At 72.2% G+C, this 15,626-nt stretch carries 12 protein-coding genes; 4 read left to right on the top strand and 8 right to left on the bottom strand.

Annotated elements, in window-relative coordinates:
- The first annotated feature begins 7 nt into the window (after positions 1–7).
- From cydB to V2W30_RS19770, 4 genes are all read left to right on the top strand, one after another.
- Positions 8–1,012, top strand: a complete 1,005-nt coding sequence (gene cydB / locus V2W30_RS19785) for a cytochrome d ubiquinol oxidase subunit II (protein WP_338698318.1) — start codon at positions 8–10, stop codon at positions 1,010–1,012.
- Positions 1,013–1,053: 41 nt separating this feature from the next.
- Positions 1,054–4,560, top strand: coding sequence for a thiol reductant ABC exporter subunit CydD (cydD, locus tag V2W30_RS19780; protein WP_338698317.1), 3,507 nt, complete (start codon positions 1,054–1,056; stop codon positions 4,558–4,560).
- 65 nt (positions 4,561–4,625) lie between these two features.
- The gene (locus V2W30_RS19775; protein ID WP_338698316.1) at positions 4,626–6,362 is read left to right on the top strand and encodes a GAF domain-containing sensor histidine kinase; all 1,737 of its coding nucleotides are present in this window, start codon (positions 4,626–4,628) and stop codon (positions 6,360–6,362) included.
- Between the two features lie 127 nt (positions 6,363–6,489).
- The gene (locus V2W30_RS19770; RefSeq protein ID WP_338698315.1) at positions 6,490–7,539 is read left to right on the top strand and encodes a M23 family metallopeptidase; all 1,050 of its coding nucleotides are present in this window, start codon (positions 6,490–6,492) and stop codon (positions 7,537–7,539) included.
- 73 nt (positions 7,540–7,612) lie between these two features.
- Here V2W30_RS19770 and V2W30_RS19765 read toward each other — a convergent pair whose 3' ends face one another.
- From V2W30_RS19765 to V2W30_RS19730, 8 genes are all read right to left on the bottom strand, one after another.
- Positions 7,613–8,518, bottom strand: coding sequence for an HAD family hydrolase (locus tag V2W30_RS19765; protein ID WP_338698314.1), 906 nt, complete (start codon positions 8,516–8,518; stop codon positions 7,613–7,615).
- Positions 8,519–8,607: 89 nt separating this feature from the next.
- Entirely contained in the window at positions 8,608–9,549 is a 942-nt protein-coding gene (locus V2W30_RS19760) for an LLM class flavin-dependent oxidoreductase (RefSeq protein ID WP_338698313.1), read from the bottom strand.
- Between the two features lie 59 nt (positions 9,550–9,608).
- Entirely contained in the window at positions 9,609–10,061 is a 453-nt protein-coding gene (locus tag V2W30_RS19755) for a hypothetical protein (RefSeq protein ID WP_338698312.1), read from the bottom strand.
- Between the two features lie 40 nt (positions 10,062–10,101).
- Positions 10,102–10,644, bottom strand: coding sequence for an RNA 2'-phosphotransferase (locus tag V2W30_RS19750; RefSeq protein ID WP_338698311.1), 543 nt, complete (start codon positions 10,642–10,644; stop codon positions 10,102–10,104).
- 161 nt (positions 10,645–10,805) lie between these two features.
- Positions 10,806–11,732 (bottom strand): MerR family transcriptional regulator, encoded by a 927-nt coding sequence (locus V2W30_RS19745; protein ID WP_338698309.1) that lies wholly within the window; start codon positions 11,730–11,732, stop codon positions 10,806–10,808.
- Positions 11,733–11,796: 64 nt separating this feature from the next.
- Entirely contained in the window at positions 11,797–12,729 is a 933-nt protein-coding gene (locus V2W30_RS19740) for a metal-dependent hydrolase (RefSeq protein WP_338698307.1), read from the bottom strand.
- Positions 12,726–14,501: an SDR family oxidoreductase gene (locus V2W30_RS19735; RefSeq protein WP_425244691.1), complete on the bottom strand. Its 1,776-nt coding sequence runs from the start codon at positions 14,499–14,501 to the stop codon at positions 12,726–12,728. The genes V2W30_RS19740 and V2W30_RS19735 overlap by 4 nt, the downstream gene beginning before the upstream one ends.
- 11 nt (positions 14,502–14,512) lie before the next feature.
- Positions 14,513–15,355, bottom strand: a complete 843-nt coding sequence (locus V2W30_RS19730) for a M24 family metallopeptidase (protein WP_338698303.1) — start codon at positions 15,353–15,355, stop codon at positions 14,513–14,515.
- Between the last annotated feature and the right edge of the window lie 271 nt (positions 15,356–15,626).

Genomic DNA, 15,626 nt, shown 5'->3' with positions numbered 1-15,626 from the left:
ACGAGTCATGGAACTTCACGACGTCTGGTTCGTCCTCATCGCGGTCCTCTGGATCGGCTACTTCTTCCTGGAGGGCTTCGACTTCGGGGTCGGCATCCTCACCAAGCTGCTGGCCCGTGACCGCACCGAGCGCCGGGTCCTGATCAACACGATCGGGCCGGTCTGGGACGGCAACGAGGTGTGGCTGCTGACGGCGGGCGGTGCGACCTTCGCCGCCTTCCCCGAGTGGTACGCGACCCTCTTCTCCGGCTTCTACCTGCCGCTGCTGATCATCCTGGTCTGTCTCATCGTCCGCGGTGTCGCCTTCGAGTACCGGGCGAAGCGGCCCGAGGAGAAGTGGCAGACCAACTGGGAACACGCGATCTTCTGGACCTCGCTGATCCCGGCGCTGCTGTGGGGTGTGGCCTTCGGCAACATCGTGCGCGGCGTGAAGATCGACAAGAACTTCGAGTACGTCGGCAACTTCTGGGACCTGCTCAACCCGTACGCGATCCTGGGCGGCCTGGTCACCCTGACCCTGTTCACCTTCCACGGCGCGGTGTTCACCGCGCTCAAGACGGTGGGCGACATCCGGATGCGGGCGCGGAAGATGGCGCTCACGCTCGGTCTGGTGGCCGCGGTGCTCGCGCTCGGCTTCCTGATCTGGACCCAGGTCGACCACGGCGACGGCTGGTCGCTCATCGCGATGATCGTGGCCGTGGTCGCGCTCGTCGGGGCGATCGGCACCATCAAGATCGGGCGCGAGGGCTGGTCGTTCGCGCTGTCGGGCATCACGATCACGGCCGCCGTCGCGATGCTCTTCCTGTCGCTGTTCCCGAACGTCATGCCGTCGTCGCTCGACCCGGCCTGGAGCCTCACGGTCTCCAACGCCTCGTCGAGCCCGTACACCCTGAAGATCATGACCTGGTGCGCGGGGATCGCGACGCCGCTCGTGCTGCTCTACCAGTCGTGGACCTACTGGGTGTTCAGGAAGCGGATCGGCACGCACCACATCGCCGACGCCGCGCACTGAGTCCCTTGGGTCAATCCACCTGATGTGAGGGTGTGTTTCACGTGAAACCGATCGACCAGCGTCTGCTCCGGTACGCCCGGGCCACCCGCTTCTTCCTGATCGCGGTGGTGCTCCTCGGCGTCGCCGGGGCGGGCCTGGTCATCGCCCAGGCGATGCTCATCGCCGAGGTGGTGGTGGGAGCCTTCCAGCACGGCTCCGACGTGGCGCACCTGCGTACCCCGCTGCTGCTGTTGGTGGTCGTGGCCGCGGGGCGCGGCCTGGTCGCCTGGCTCACCGAGATGGCGGCGCACCGGGCGAGCGCCGCGGTGAAGTCGGAACTGCGCGGACGGCTCCTCGAGCGGGCCGCGCAGCTCGGTCCCGGCTGGCTGAGCGGGCAGCGCACCGGGTCCCTGGTGGCGCTCGCGACGCGCGGGGTGGACGCGCTCGACGACTACTTCTCGCGCTATCTGCCGCAGTTGGGGCTGGCGGTGGTGGTCCCGGTGGCGGTGCTCGCCCGCGTCGTCACCGAGGACTGGGTGTCGGCGGCGATCATCGTCGGCACGCTGCCCCTCATCCCGGTCTTCATGATCCTCATCGGCTGGGCCACCCAGTCCCGGATGGACCGTCAGTGGCGGCTCCTGTCCCGCCTCTCGGGGCACTTCCTGGACGTGGTCGCGGGCCTGCCGACCCTGAAGGTCTTCGGCCGCGCCAAGGCGCAGGCCGAGTCCATCCGCAAGATCACCGGCGAGTACCGCAGGGCAACAGTGCGCACCCTGCGGATCGCCTTCTTGTCGTCCTTCGCCCTGGAACTGCTCGCGACGCTGTCGGTCGCCCTCGTCGCCGTCACCATCGGCATGCGGCTCGTCCACGGCGAGATGGACCTCTACGTGGGTCTGGTCATCCTGGTCCTCGCGCCCGAGGCGTATCTGCCGCTGCGGCAGGTCGGAGCGCAGTACCACGCGGCGGCCGAGGGGCTGGCGGCGGCGGAGGAGATCTTCGCCGTCCTGGAGACCCCGCTGCCCGAGCGGGGCGCCGGAGAGGTTCCGGCGGCCGGCGGTCTGCGGTTCGACGGTGTCCGCGTCCGCTACGAAGGGCGGGACGAGGACGCTGTCTCCGGGGTGTCCTTCGACGTCGCCGACGGGGAGACCGTCGCCCTGGTCGGGCCGAGCGGCGCCGGCAAATCGACGCTTATCAGTGCCCTGTTGGGCTTCGTGCGCCCTAGCAGCGGTCGGATTCTCGTCGGCGGCACGGATCTCGCCGAGGTGTCGCGGGAGGCGTGGCACGCGCGCGTGGCGTGGGTGCCGCAGCGGCCGCAGCTGTACGCGGGGACGATCGCGGACAACGTACGGCTCGCGCGGCCCGGCGCGGACGACGCCGCGGTGCGGGACGCGCTGCGCGAGGCGGGTGCGCTGGAGTTCGTCGACGCGCTGCCCGACGGCACGCGGACCGAACTGGGTGAGGACGGGGCCGGGCTCTCGGCGGGACAGCGGCAACGGCTCGCTCTCGCGCGGGCGTTCCTCGCCGACCGGCCCGTCGTGCTGCTCGACGAGCCGACGGCCGCGCTCGACGGCGCGACCGAGGCGGGCATCGTCGAGGCGGTGCGCAGGCTCGCCGTCGGGCGGACCGTGCTGCTGGTCGTGCACCGGCCGGCGCTGCTGGCCGTGGCCGACCGTGTGGTGCGCCTGGAGGCGGCCGGCGCGGGGCGGCTGCCGCAGACCGCGCCCGCCGCGCTCGCCGGAGTCCCGGAGCAGGCCCGCAGGACGCCGGACGAGGCGCCCGCGCAGGAGCGGGAGCTGCCCGTGTCGCGGCGTCGTCATGTGCTCGCGCGGCTGCGCGAGGCGGCCCGTCCGCGCCGCTCGCGGCTCGCGCTCGCGCTGCTGCTGGGGGCGCTGGCCCTCGGCAGCTCCGTCGGCCTGATGGCGACGTCCGGGTGGCTGATCTCGCGGGCCTCGCAGCAGCCGCCGGTGCTGTACCTGATGGTCGCGGTCACGGCCACGCGCGCGTTCGGCATCGGCCGTGCCTGCTTCCGGTACGCGGAGCGGCTCGTGTCGCACGACGCGGTGCTGCGGATGCTGGCCGACACCCGGGTCGCCGTCTACCGGCGCCTGGAGCGGCTCGCGCCCGCCGGGCTGCGGGCCCACCGGCGCGGCGACCTGCTGTCCCGGCTCGTCGCCGATGTGGACGCACTCCAGGACTACTGGCTGCGCTGGCTGCTGCCCGCGTCGGTCGCGGCACTTGTAGGGGCCGGGTCCGTGGCGTTCACCGCATGGATGCTGCCCGCGGCCGGTGCCGTGCTCGCCGTCGGACTGCTGCTCGCCGGTGTCGGCGTGCCGCTGCTGTCCGGCGCAGTGGCCCGCCGCGCGGAACGCAGACTGGCCCCCGCGCGGGGAGTGCTCGCCACCCGGGCGGCCGAACTGCTCACCGGAACCGCCGAACTGACCGTCGCCGGCGCCCTTCCGCGCCGGACGAAGCAGACCGCTGAAGCCGACTCCGTGCTGACGCGGATCGCCTCCCGCACGGCCACCGCCACCGCCCTCGGCGACGGCCTCACCGCCCTGATCACCGGCCTGACGGTGGCGGGCGCCGCGCTCGCCGGTGTCCAGGGCGTGCGCGCCGGGCAGCTCGACGGGGTCGCGACGGCGGTCGTCGTCCTGACGCCGCTCGCCGCGTTCGAGGCCGTGCTCGGGCTGCCCCTCGCCGTGCAGTACCGGCAGCGGGTCCGCAAGAGCGCCGAGCGCGTCTACGAGGTCCTCGACGCCCCCGAACCCGTACGAGAGCCCGAGAGCCCCGCAGTGATGCCGCGGGACCCCTTCCCGCTCGTCGTGCGCGACCTCGCGGCCCGGTACGAGGGGCAGGCGCGGGACGCGCTCGCCGGGGTCGACCTGACGCTGGAACGCGGGCGCAGGGTCGCCGTCGTCGGCCCGTCCGGATCCGGCAAGACGACCCTCGCCCAGGTGCTGCTGCGCTTCCTCGACGCGGACGCCGGGACGTACACGCTCGGCGGCACCGACGCCTACGCCCTCGAAAGCGACGACGTGCGCCGCGTCGTCGGGCTCTGCGCCCAGGACGCGCACCTCTTCGACAGCAGCGTCCGCGAGAACCTGCTGCTCGCCAAGAAGGACGCCACCGAGGACGAGCTGCGGGCCGTGCTCGGCCGCGTACGCCTTCTGGAGTGGGCGGACGCTCTGCCCGACGGGCTCGACACCCTGGTCGGCGAGCACGCCGCGCGGCTGTCCGGCGGGCAGCGGCAGCGGCTCGCGCTGGCCCGCGCGCTGCTCGCGGACTTCCCCGTCCTCGTCCTGGACGAGCCCGCCGAGCACCTGGACCTGGAGACGGCCGACGCGCTCACCGCCGACCTGCTGGACGCGACCCGGGGGCGGACGACCGTGCTGATCACGCACCGCCTGGCCGGTCTCGACGCGGTGGACGAGGTGCTTGTCCTGGACGGCGGGCGGGTCGCGCAGCGGGGCGCGTACGCCGACCTCGCCGCCGTCGAGGGGCCGCTGCGGGAGCTGCGCGAGCGCGAGGGCGCGGCGGAGCTCCTGGCCGGCGCGGGGTCGGGCCGGTGAGCGCGGCGCGACCGCACCCCCCATCCCGACTTTCCTCGCCAAATAGGACTAACTAGGCTCAGGGCATGGCAGCACCCCCGGAACCCGGCGTCCCGTCCCCCGCTGAGCCCGCCGCGAGCTCCGCGGAGGCGGCGACCCGGGCCACGCGCAGCCTTCAGGGGCTGTCCACCGAATTGACCGCGCGGGTGCCGCAGCTCCTGGAGGCGATGCGGTCCGTGGGCACCGGTCTGGAGCTGCACTCCACGCTGGACCGGATCTGCGAGACCGCCGCCGAGCTGGCGGACGCCAAGTATGCGGCGATCGGCGTCGTGGCCGAGGACGGCGACGGCCTCTCGGACTTCGTCTACCACGGAGTCGACGACGCGACCGCGCGTCTCATCGGACGGCTGCCCGACGGGCACCGGGGCCTGCTCGGCGCCCTGATCCACGACCCGACACCGGTGCGCCTGGCCGACCTCTCCGAGGATCCGCGCTCGTGCGGCTTTCCGGCGCACCATCCGCCGATGCGGACGTTTCTCGGCGTCCCCATCCGCGTACAGGGCGAGATCTTCGGAAATCTGTACCTCACGGAGAAGCGCGGCGGCGGCGAGTTCAACGACTACGACCTGAACATGGTCCGGGTGCTCGCCACGGAGGCCGGCATCGCGATCGGCAACGCACGCCTCTACGAAGCGGCCAAACAGCGCGAGCGGTGGATCGACGGGTCCGTGGCGGTGACCACCGCGCTGCTGTCCGGCGGCGACGCCGAGGACGCGCTCCAAGTGGTCGCCGAACAGGCCCGCCAGCTGTCGGACTCGGCGGCGGGGATAGTGCTGCTGCCCGCCTCCGAGGGCGGCATGGAGATCGTCGCCGTGGCGTCGGACGGGCCGTCGGCCGCGCTCGGCGTGATCGTCCCGCCGGAGAGCGAGATCGTCTGCGAGCTCCTGGACGGGCAGGCCGTGTTCGTCGAGGACGCGGCCACCGATCCGCGCGTGCTGACCGATCTCGCGCGGGACTACGGCCCGGCCATGATGCTGCCCCTCCAGAGCGACGGGCGCGTCCTGGGGACGCTGGTCATGCCCCGCGCGCGCGGCGCCCGTCCGTTCACCGAGGTGGAGCGGACGCTCGCCACCCAGTTCGCGTCCCAGGCCGCGCTCGCGCTGATGATGGCCGAGGCGCAACGGGACCGGGAGCGGCTCGCCGTCTTCGAGGACCGCGACCGGATCGCGCGGGATCTGCACGACCTCGTCATCCAGCGGCTCTTCGCCACCGGGATGATGCTGGAGGGCGCCCAGCGCCGCTCCGTGGTGCCCGAGGTGCAGGCCGGGATCGGCAAGTCCGTGGACGAGCTGGACGTCACCATCCAGGAGATCCGCACCGCCATCTTCGCCCTCCAGCAGGGCCCCGCGGAGGCGCCGTCGGGGCTGCGCACGCGCGTGCTGAGGGAGATCAACATGGCCGCGGTGCCGCTCGGCTTCAAGCCCTCGCACCGCTTCCTCGGCCCCGTCGACACGGTCGTCGGCGAACTCACCGGGAAGAACCTCATCGCGGCGCTCAGGGAGGCGCTCTCGAACGCCTTCCGGCACGCGCAGGCCGGGCACATCGACGTGGTCGTGGACGCCGGCGCGATCCTCCCCGACGGCCGCCAGGGCGTCCGTCTGACCGTCGCCGACGACGGCGTGGGCATCCCCGAGGGCGGCCGGCGCAGCGGCCTGAAGAACCTCAAGCGCCGCGCCGAGTCGCTCGGCGGCGACAGCTGGTACGGCCCCGGGCTCGGCGACGACGGAGGCGGCACCACGGTGGTGTGGCAGGCGCCGTACTGATCACCGGCTTCCGCCAATCAGGACCTACCAGTTCGGCGGTACGTTCCTGCGCCGTACGGGGCAAGGGTTCCCCCAGCCGTACGAGTCCCGCAGGAGGGCGGCCGCGCGGCGGGCAACGATCCGAGACATGCGCCAACGACCCCGCCGCTCCCTCGTCGTCCCGGCGCTGCTGTGCGCGCTCGTCGCCCTCGGGGGCCCGCCCACGCTCTCCCAGGGTGCGGACGGCTCCGAAGGGCCCGAGGCAAGTGCCGAAGTGGCCCGCCTCTTTGAGGAGGCGTCAGCCGCGACCCAGCACTACGAAGAGGGGCGGAGAGCCGCCGCTCTACAGAAGACGAAGGCGCAGAAGATGGAGCGCCTCCTTGAGCGGGAACGCCGCGAGATCGCCGCGCTCCACAACGACCTCGGCCGCATCGCCCGCGCCCAGTACCGCAACGGCGGCGACATCCCGCTGACCGCGCAGATGCTGCTCGCCGACGACCCCGAGGAGCTGATGCACGGTCAACGGGCCGTCTGGCAGGCCGACCTGGCGCTCAACAACGCCGTGGACAAGAGCCGCCGCGCGGAGAAGAAGCTCGAAGAAGGGCAGCGCAGGGCGACCGCCGCATGGCACTCCCTGGAGAAGAGCAACGGCCGGCTCGCGAGCCTGAAGCAGAGCATCGCGAGCAAGCTCGAAGAGGCGCAGTGGAAGCTCCAGGGTGAGGCGGACCGGTCGGTGGCGGCGGGCCAGTGCCGCGGTGCCGTACGCCTGGAGCAGCCGGAGTTCCGCGTCACCAGCGCATGGGTGCCGCCCGTGGAGACGTACGAGCTGTCCGCGGGCTTCGACAGCGCGGGCGAGCGCTGGGCGCACCGGCACACCGGGCAGGACTTCGCGGTCGGCATCGGCACGCCGGTGCGGGCGGCGGGCGCGGGACGCGTGGTCAGCGTGTCCTGCGGCGGTGGCTTCGGCGTCGAGGTCGTCGTGCGGCACCCGGGCGGCTACTACACGCAGTACGCGCACCTGGCGGCCGTCGCCGTCGACCAGGGGGAGAAGGTGCGGGCGGGGCAGTGGCTCGGGCAGTCGGGGACCACCGGCAACTCGACGGGGCCGCACCTGCACTTCGAGGTGCGGCTCACGCCGTATCTGGGGTCGGGGGTCGACCCGGTCGCATGGTTCGCCGAACGCGGCGTCAGGCTCTGAGTATCGGTGCGTCGGTGCGTCAAGACATCAGAACAACAGGTCGCCGGGCGGGCCGGTCGGCGGGATCAAGGCTTCACGCGACCTGCCGGGCCGCGAGGATCTCCTCGATGACGCGGGCCACGCCGTCCTCGTTGTTGGTCGCCGTACGGCCCGTCGCCGCGGTCAGCACTTCGGGGTGCGCGTTTCCCATCGCATAGGAGGTGCCCGCCCAGGCGAGCATCTCCATGTCGTTGGGCATGTCCCCGAAGGCGACGACCTCCGCGGGGGAGATGCCCCGCTCCTGGCAGCACAGTGCGAGGGTGCTCGCCTTGGAGACGGCGCGGCCGCTGATCTCCAGGAGGGCGCTCGGGCTGGAGCGCGTGATGGCCGCGATCTCGCCGACCGCGTCGCGCGCGAGGGCCAGGAATGCGTCCGGGCCGAGCTCGGGGTGGTACGCGAGGAGCTTGAGCACCGGCTGGTCCGCGACGGTCGAGCCCTCGAACTCCGCGGTGAGCAGCTTCTCGGCGGGGGCGACGCTCTCTCCGGGGTCGAGGTGCAGCGGCGGGTACGTCGCCTCGTGGTGCAGTCCGCCGGTCCGCTCGACGGCGAACGACGTGCCCGGGGCGGCCGCGCGCAGGATCCGGACGACGTCGAGCGCGTCCGGGACCGGCAGTTCCCGGACCTTGACGAAGCGGTGCCGGCCGGGGCCGCCGTGCAGGTCGACGACGGCGGCGCCGTTGCCGCAGATGGCCAGGCCGTGGCCGTGCACGTGATCGCTGACGACGTCCATCCAGCGGGCCGGGCGGCCCGTCACGAAGAAGACCTCGACACCGGCCTCCTCGGCGGCGGCGAGCGCGGCGACCGTCCGGGGCGAAACGGTTTTGTCGTCGTGCAGCAGCGTGCCGTCCAGGTCCGTGGCGATCAGCCGGGGCGCGGGGACGGTGGGGGCCGGGGTCCGGGGCCCAGGAGTCGGTGAGGTCACCGCCCTATGGTCGCGCATATGCGTGCACGGGCGTGCGGCGGGGCGCGCAGATGAGTACGTTCCTGGCGCATGCGCCCCGCCGGTCCTGTGGCTGGTGCCGCCGTCGGTCAGCCGAGCTGGGCGAGGGCTTCCGTGGCGATCGCCTCGAAGACCTTCTGGTCGGCCGCGAAAGCCGTGTCGGGGATCGGCCAGTGCACCACGATCTCGGTGAAGCCCAGGTCGCGGTGGGTGCCGGCGAAGTCGACGAAGGCGTCGACCGACTCCAGCGGACGGCCTCGCTCCGGGGTGAATCCGGTGAGCAGGATCTTGTCGAGCTCGGCGACGTCACGGTCGATGGCGTCGCACGCGGCGGTCAGCTTCTCGACCTGTCCGCGAATGGCTTGAAGTGATTGCTCGGGGGTGCCCGTCTCGAACAGCTTGGGGTCCCCGGTGGTCACCCAGGCCTGCCCGTGGCGCGCGGCGAGCTTCAGCCCGCGCGGCCCGGTCGCGGCCACGGCGAAGGGCAGCCGGGGGCGCTGGACGCAGCCCGGGATGTTCTGGGCGCCGCCGGCCGAGTAGAACGTGCCGTCGGACGAGACGGTGTCCTCGGTGAGCAGCCGGTCGAGCAGGGCCACGAACTCGGCGAAGCGGTCGGCCCGTTCGCGCGGCGTCCACGCCTCCTGCTCGCTGTGCGCGAGCGCGGTGGCGTCGAATCCGGTGCCGCCGGCGCCGATGCCGAGCGTGATCCGGCCATCGGAGAGGTCGTCGAGCGAGATCAGTTCCTTGGCGAGCGTGACCGGGTGGCGGAAGTTCGGCGAGGTCACCAGGGTGCCCAGGCGCAGCCGCTGCGTGACACCGGCCGCGGCGGTCAGCGTCGGCACCGCCCCGAACCACGGCCCGTCGCGGAACGGGACGCGCCAGGACAGGTGGTCGTACGTATAACCCGTGTGGAAGCCCAGCTCCTCGGCGCGCACCCAGGCGTCGCGGGCGCCCTCGCGCCAGCGGCGGTAGGGCAGGATCACGGTGCTCAGGCGGAGCGGGTGCTGGGACGTGGGGGCCTTGTCGGTCATGTCTGTGAGCGTATGCGGACCGGCGTGCGGGTGCTCGGGGCGGGCGGCCTCGCGGCAGCTCAGCGCACGTGCCCGCTGAGCCAGGGCGTGAGCTGGATCATCGGCAGGACTTCCTTGTACGTACGGTCGCCGGGCAGCGGCACGATCAGCCGGTAGCCGGGCGGGAACAGCTTTCCGCGGACGTGGGCGAGGCCGCCGTAGCAGGACCGCAGGAAGGCGGGCACCTCGTCGCGCGGTACGTCGTGGAACTCGACGCCCTCGACGGTGATCAGGGCGTCGTCCTCGGGGAAGAGCCGCACGGTGATCCGGGGCGAGCCGCCCAGTTCGACGTAGGCCTCGTGCGGCAGCGAGCCGTCGGGGTCGGTGGTCGCGCCGATGTCGGCGGTGGTGCGGCGGGAGGTCCGGTCCGCGCCGATGTCGTGGCCGACCTCGATCTCCAGGTGGAACTCGCGGGCGATCTCGCGCAGGGCGGCGACGGCCGACTCGGTGGTGGGCAGATGCGGGTGGTCCATACCGCCCGATCATGCCGCAGGGGCGCGGAGCTGTGGTCTGTCAGCCGGGAAAGCGCAGGTAGCGCGGGGGAACGGCGGCGGTGAGCCAGACCCCGTTGGCGCTCACGCGGAACGTGTGGCCCGCGCGGTGCATCGCGCCCGCGTCGACCGGCAGCACGACGGGGCGGCCGCGCCGGGCGCCGACGCGGGTGGCGGTCTCGCGGTCCGCGGACAGGTGGACGTCGTGCCGGGCCATGGGGCGCAGGCCCTCGGCGCGGATCGCGTCCAGGAAGCGGGCGACGGTGCCGTGGTAGAGGTACGCGGGCGGTTCGGCGGGGGCGAGGCCCAGGTCGACGTCGATCGTGTGGCCCTGGTTGGCCCGGATCCGGGTGCCGTCGATGCTGAAGCGCCGTTTGTCGTTCTCGGCGACGACACGGTCCAGTTCGTCGCGCGCGATCGGGAACCGGTGGGCGGCGCACGCCGCGAGCAGTTCGTCGATCTCCACCCACCCGGCCTCGTCGAGGGTCAGCCCGATGCGGTCCGGTTGATGCCGCAGGTGTTTCGAGAGGTACTTCGACACCTTGACGGTGCGTTGCTCATTCATGGCGACCAGAGTGCCCGGGAGGTCGTTCGCCGTGCACCCAGATTTCTTCCGCTCCGCGCGCCTCGCATGTTTGATCCACAGCCAAGTGCGGTTATCCACAGGGGAATTGGCAATTCTGTGGACAACTGGCCTGCGATACACCCCATTTGGGCAACTAGTGGCTATTTGTTAGGTTTTGCCGCCAAGGCGTCCAATGCCCTGGCCTGTACCTCGCGTTCGGCGGCCGCCGCGATGAACGCCGACACGTTCTCCGAGCCAACCAGCTCTCGCACGGCCCGCATTGTCCCCAGGGGTACGGCGACGGACTGCGGTTCGTTCTGCGGTACGGGCACCGGACCATCGGCGAGGTGTCGATGCAGATGCCGGGTGGCGAACAGGCGCATGGCGCGCGCCAGTTCGGCGTCCACCGACTGCTGGGCGAGCGGCCGCAGGCGGCGCACGAGCGAAGCGGCTTCGGCGGCTTCCGCGTCGGTCGGCGGGTACGGGCCGAGGTAGCGCGCGAAGACGTGCTCGGTGGTGAACTCAAGGAAACGGGCCGCTATATGTTCGATCTGGCCCCGCAACTCCCTGAGATGGCCCGCGATCGCGGACAGCGGGACGCCCGCCCCGTGCAACTCGGCCGCCACAGCGAGCTCTTGAGGGCTCGGGACGAGGAACTCGTCGTCCCGTCCGGGGATGCGCTCCAGGATGCCCAGCTCGATCGCGTCCCGCAGGGCGGCGTCATCGGGTTCGCCGCCGAACGTCTCCTCCAGCTCGACCCGCGTGATGCGTCCGGCCCGCTCGTCCGTCCACGGCCCGTCCACCTCGGCGACGAGTCCGAGTACGCCACCGAGCCCGCGGCCCGCGTCCCAGGCCTCCAGGAGTTCCTTGATGGAGGCCAGGGTGTAGCCGCGGTCGAGCAGATCGGCGATCTGCCGCAGCCGGGACAGATGCGTGTCCGTGTACACGTTGGCCCGTCCGCGACGCTCGGGGCGTGGCAGCAGCCCCCGGTCCTGGTAGGCGCGGATCGTGCGGACCGTGGCGCCGCTGTGGTGGGCCAGGTCCTCGATCCGGTACTCGGCGGCCGACTGCCCCGATCGCTCCGTCACACCGCACGCCCCTCGGTCGTCCCCGTTCACATCAGCGTCCCACTCATGGAAGGGGTCGCTCCGGTCACCCGAGGGCCGAGCGGCCGATCGCGCCCGCCGCGGCCCGTGCCGCGGGCGACACCGCCAGATACTCGACGGCCTTGCGCAGCGAACCCTCCTGCGAGGGATGGTACGACCGCCGCAGGTAGCGGGGTACGGCCGCACCCAGCTCGCGCCAGGTGGGCAGCAGCCCTTTGCGGACCGCCTTGTTGTGCTCGGCCAGGGAGTAGCGCGCCCGGCCGGCGAGCTGCGGGTCGTGGCGTATCAAGTAGGCCGCGCCCCACGCCCACAGGTAGAGCATCACGGGGGCGGTGACCGTCATGCCCGCGATGCGGCGGGCGTAGCGGGGCAGGCCCCGGCCGCCGCAGTGCTGGTACATGTCGAACGCGACCGCGCGGTGCTCGACCTCCTCCGCGCCGTGCCAGCGCAGCAGGTCGAGCATGACCTCGTCGCAGCCCGCGCGGTCGAGGGCCTCGGCGCGCAGCACCCAGTCGCCCAGGACCGCCGTGAACTGCTCGATCGCCGCCACCACCGCCAGGCGGAAGCGCAGCCACTCCTGGTCCGGTATCGGCGCTCCCAGGGGCGGCCGCTCGCCGAGCAGCTTCTCGAAGAGGAAGTCGACGTACTTCGTGTAGGCGGCGGTCTCCAGCCGCTGAGCGGCCAGGTGGTCGAGGACGTACGCGTGCTGGACGCTGTGCGTGGCCTCCTGGCCCATGAACCCCTTCACGTCACGCAGGAGTTCGGGGTCGTCGACCAGCGGCAGGCCCTCCTTGAAGACCTTCACGAACCACCGCTCCCCCGCGGGCAGCAACAGATGCAGCACGTTGATGACATGGGTGGCGGTCGGCTCGTCCGGTATCCAGTGCAGCGGCGTCGACTCCCAGTCGAAGGAGACGCGGCGCGGCGTGATCGTGTGGTGCTCGCCCCGGTCCACGGGGCCCGGGCCGGCGGTGCTCACAGGGGCGGCTCCATCCGTGCGACCGCGCGCAGGGCCCTCGGCGTGAAGCGGGACATGAGATGCGCGCCGCGGGCCTCCGGGGTGACCGGGACGACGGCCTTGTTGTGCACGACGGCACCCAGGATCGCGTCGGCGACCTTCTCCGGCGGGTAGTTGCGCAGGCCGTACAGGCGGGAGGACTTCTTCTGGCGGCGCTTCTCCTCCTCGGCGTCCACCCCGGCGAAGCGGGCCGTCGCCGTGATGTTCGTGTTCACCAGGCCGGGACAGATCGCGGAGACCCCGATGCCCTGCCCGGCCAGCTCGGCGCGCAGGCACTCGCTGAGCATGAGGACGGCGGCCTTGGAGGTGGAGTACGCGGGGAGCGCCTTCGAGGGCTGGTACGCGGCGGCGGACGCGGTGTTGACGATGTGGCCGCCCTGACCGCGCTCCGCCATCTGCTTGCCGAACAGGCGGCAGCCGTGGATGACACCCCACAGGTTCACGTCGAGGACCCTCTTCCAGTCCTCCGGGCTCGTGTCGAAGAAGGAGCCCGACAGGCCGATGCCCGCGTTGTTCACCAGGACGTCGAGCACGCCGTACTCGGACGCGACCTTCTCGGCGAGCTTCTCCATGGCCTGCTCGTCCGTGACGTCGACGGTCTCCGCCCACGCCTGCGGGGCGCCTATGAGCCGCGCCAGCTCGGCGGTGCGGGCGGCGCTCTCCGCGTCCCGGTCGACGGCGACCACGCGCGCGCCGGCCTCGGCGAACGCGAAGGCGGTGGCCCGCCCGATGCCGCTGCCGGCCCCGGTGACCAGGACGAGCTGGCCGCCGAACCGGTCCGCGTGCTTGCCGTCGGCCACCTTGCGCTGTGCGGGCACGCCCGCCTCCTGGTCCTCGTTCGCGGTGACGAACTCACTGATCCAGGCGGCGAGCTGGTCGGGCCGGGTGCGCGGCACCCAGTGCTTGGCGGGCAGGGTGCGCCGGGTCAGCCGGGGCGCCCACAGCTCCAGGCGGTCGTACAGCTTCGGTGACAGGAAGGCGTCCCCGAGCGGCGTGATGAGCTGCACGGGCGCGTGCGCGTACGCGTCCTCGCGCGGGCGGCGCAGCCGCGCCCGCACGTTGTCCCGGTACAGCCAGGCGCCGTGCGCGGCGTCCGAGGGGAGCGACGACGTCGGATAGTCGCCCGCGGGGACCCGCTCCACGCGCTCCAGGATCCTGGGCCAGCGCTTGCCGAGCGGCCCGCGCCAGGCCAGCTCGGGCAGGACGGGCGTGTGCAGCATGTACACGTACCAGGACTTGGCGCCCTGGCCGAGGAGCTGGCCCACCTTGCGGGGCGTGGGCCGCTTCATGCGCTGCTTGATCCAGTGCCCGAAGTGGTCGAGGGACGGGCCCGACATCGAGGTGAAGGACGCGACGCGCCCCTCGGTGCGCGCGACCGTGGCGAACTCCCACGACTGCACCGAACCCCAGTCGTGCCCCACCACGTGGACCGGCTCGTCGGGGCTCACCGCGTCGATGACGGCGATGAAGTCGTCGGTCAGCTTCTCCAGGGTGAAGCCGCCGCGCAGCGGGACCGGTGCCGTGGAGCGGCCGTGCCCGCGGACGTCGTACAGCACCACATGCAGGTCGTAGCGGTCCACGAGGCGCGAGGCGACCTCGGACCAGACCTCCTTGGAGTCCGGATAGCCGTGGACGAGGACGACGGTCGGCCGTGCCGCGTCGCCCAGCTCCACCACGCACAGCTCGATCCCGCCCGTGCGCACCCGGCGCTCGCGCGCGCCGTGCAGTCCCATCAGGTCCGTCATCAGATGCCCTCCGCCCAGCGCCGCACGTGCGGCAGATCGTCGTCCAGCCAAAAAGCGCTCTCCTCGGGGTCCTTGGAGTCGGTGACCACGAGGAGCTCCTCGAACTTGGCGCCCGTGCCGCGGAATCCGAGATGCGGCTCCACCGCCCACAGCCCCGGCCTCGGCGGATGGTCCGAGAACCTGTACGGCGACCAGAGCGGGGACCAGCCGTCCCGGTGCCCGTGCAGCGCGTCGCTCGCCAGCCCCTTGAGGGACTGTGTGCCGAAGCCGAAGAGCGTCGGGGTGAGCCGCCGCTCCTTGACCCGGTCGACCTTGTGCGCGATGACGCCGAAGGGGTACGCCCGGTGCCGGTTCGCATAGCCCTGGCGGACCATCAGCCGGTCGACGTCCTCGTAGATCTCCCGCAGCGAGCGGCGCTCGCGCACCTCGCGCAGCAACAGCTCGCGGTGCGCCTCCAGATCCGAAAGCAGCTTGTCGTGCACGGGGTTGGGGCCGAGGCAGCCCGAGTAACCGATGTCCGCCGTGTAGCCGTGGTGGACCGGAGCCATGTCGAGGATGAACGGCATCCCCGCCTCGAGCTTCCGGTTCGTGGGGAAGAACTGCAACGGGATGCGGAAGTTCACGAACGCGGTGCGGTCGCCGAACCAGGCGAACGGGAGGTGGAACCAGTCCTTCACCCCGCGCTCGCGCAGCCAGTCCCGCTGCATCCGCGCGGCCTCGCGCTCCGTCACTCCGGGCTTGAGCTGTGCCGCGACCGCTTCCGCGCACTCGTACGCGAGGGTCTGCACCGTCCTGAACCCCCGCAGCTCCGCGGAGAGTTCCCGTACCACTGCTGAGGCCATGCCACCGTCCGTCCGGGTCCCGGCCGCCCGGGTCCTGTGACCGGGCCGTCGCCGTACGCGCTCGTAACTTGACACTGATGAATGTGACAATGCCTGGCGGCGACGTCAAGGGGCCTGCGGCAGACTGTGGAAAAGCTCCGTGATGTGCACAACGCCGACACCCTGCGGCGCGACGGCCTCGACGATCTCGACGGCTCGGCCCCGTCGCGGGACCGACCCCCGGGAGGGGCTACTCAGGGAGGACCCCTAGGGACCCGTAATACTCAGGTCT

This window comes from Streptomyces sp. Q6 (assembly GCF_036967205.1).
GTDB classification, from domain to species: Bacteria; Actinomycetota; Actinomycetes; order Streptomycetales; family Streptomycetaceae; genus Streptomyces; species Streptomyces citrinus.
The sequence above is the reverse complement of the archived record's forward strand: the minus strand, read 5'-3'. Positions and strand labels throughout refer to the sequence as shown.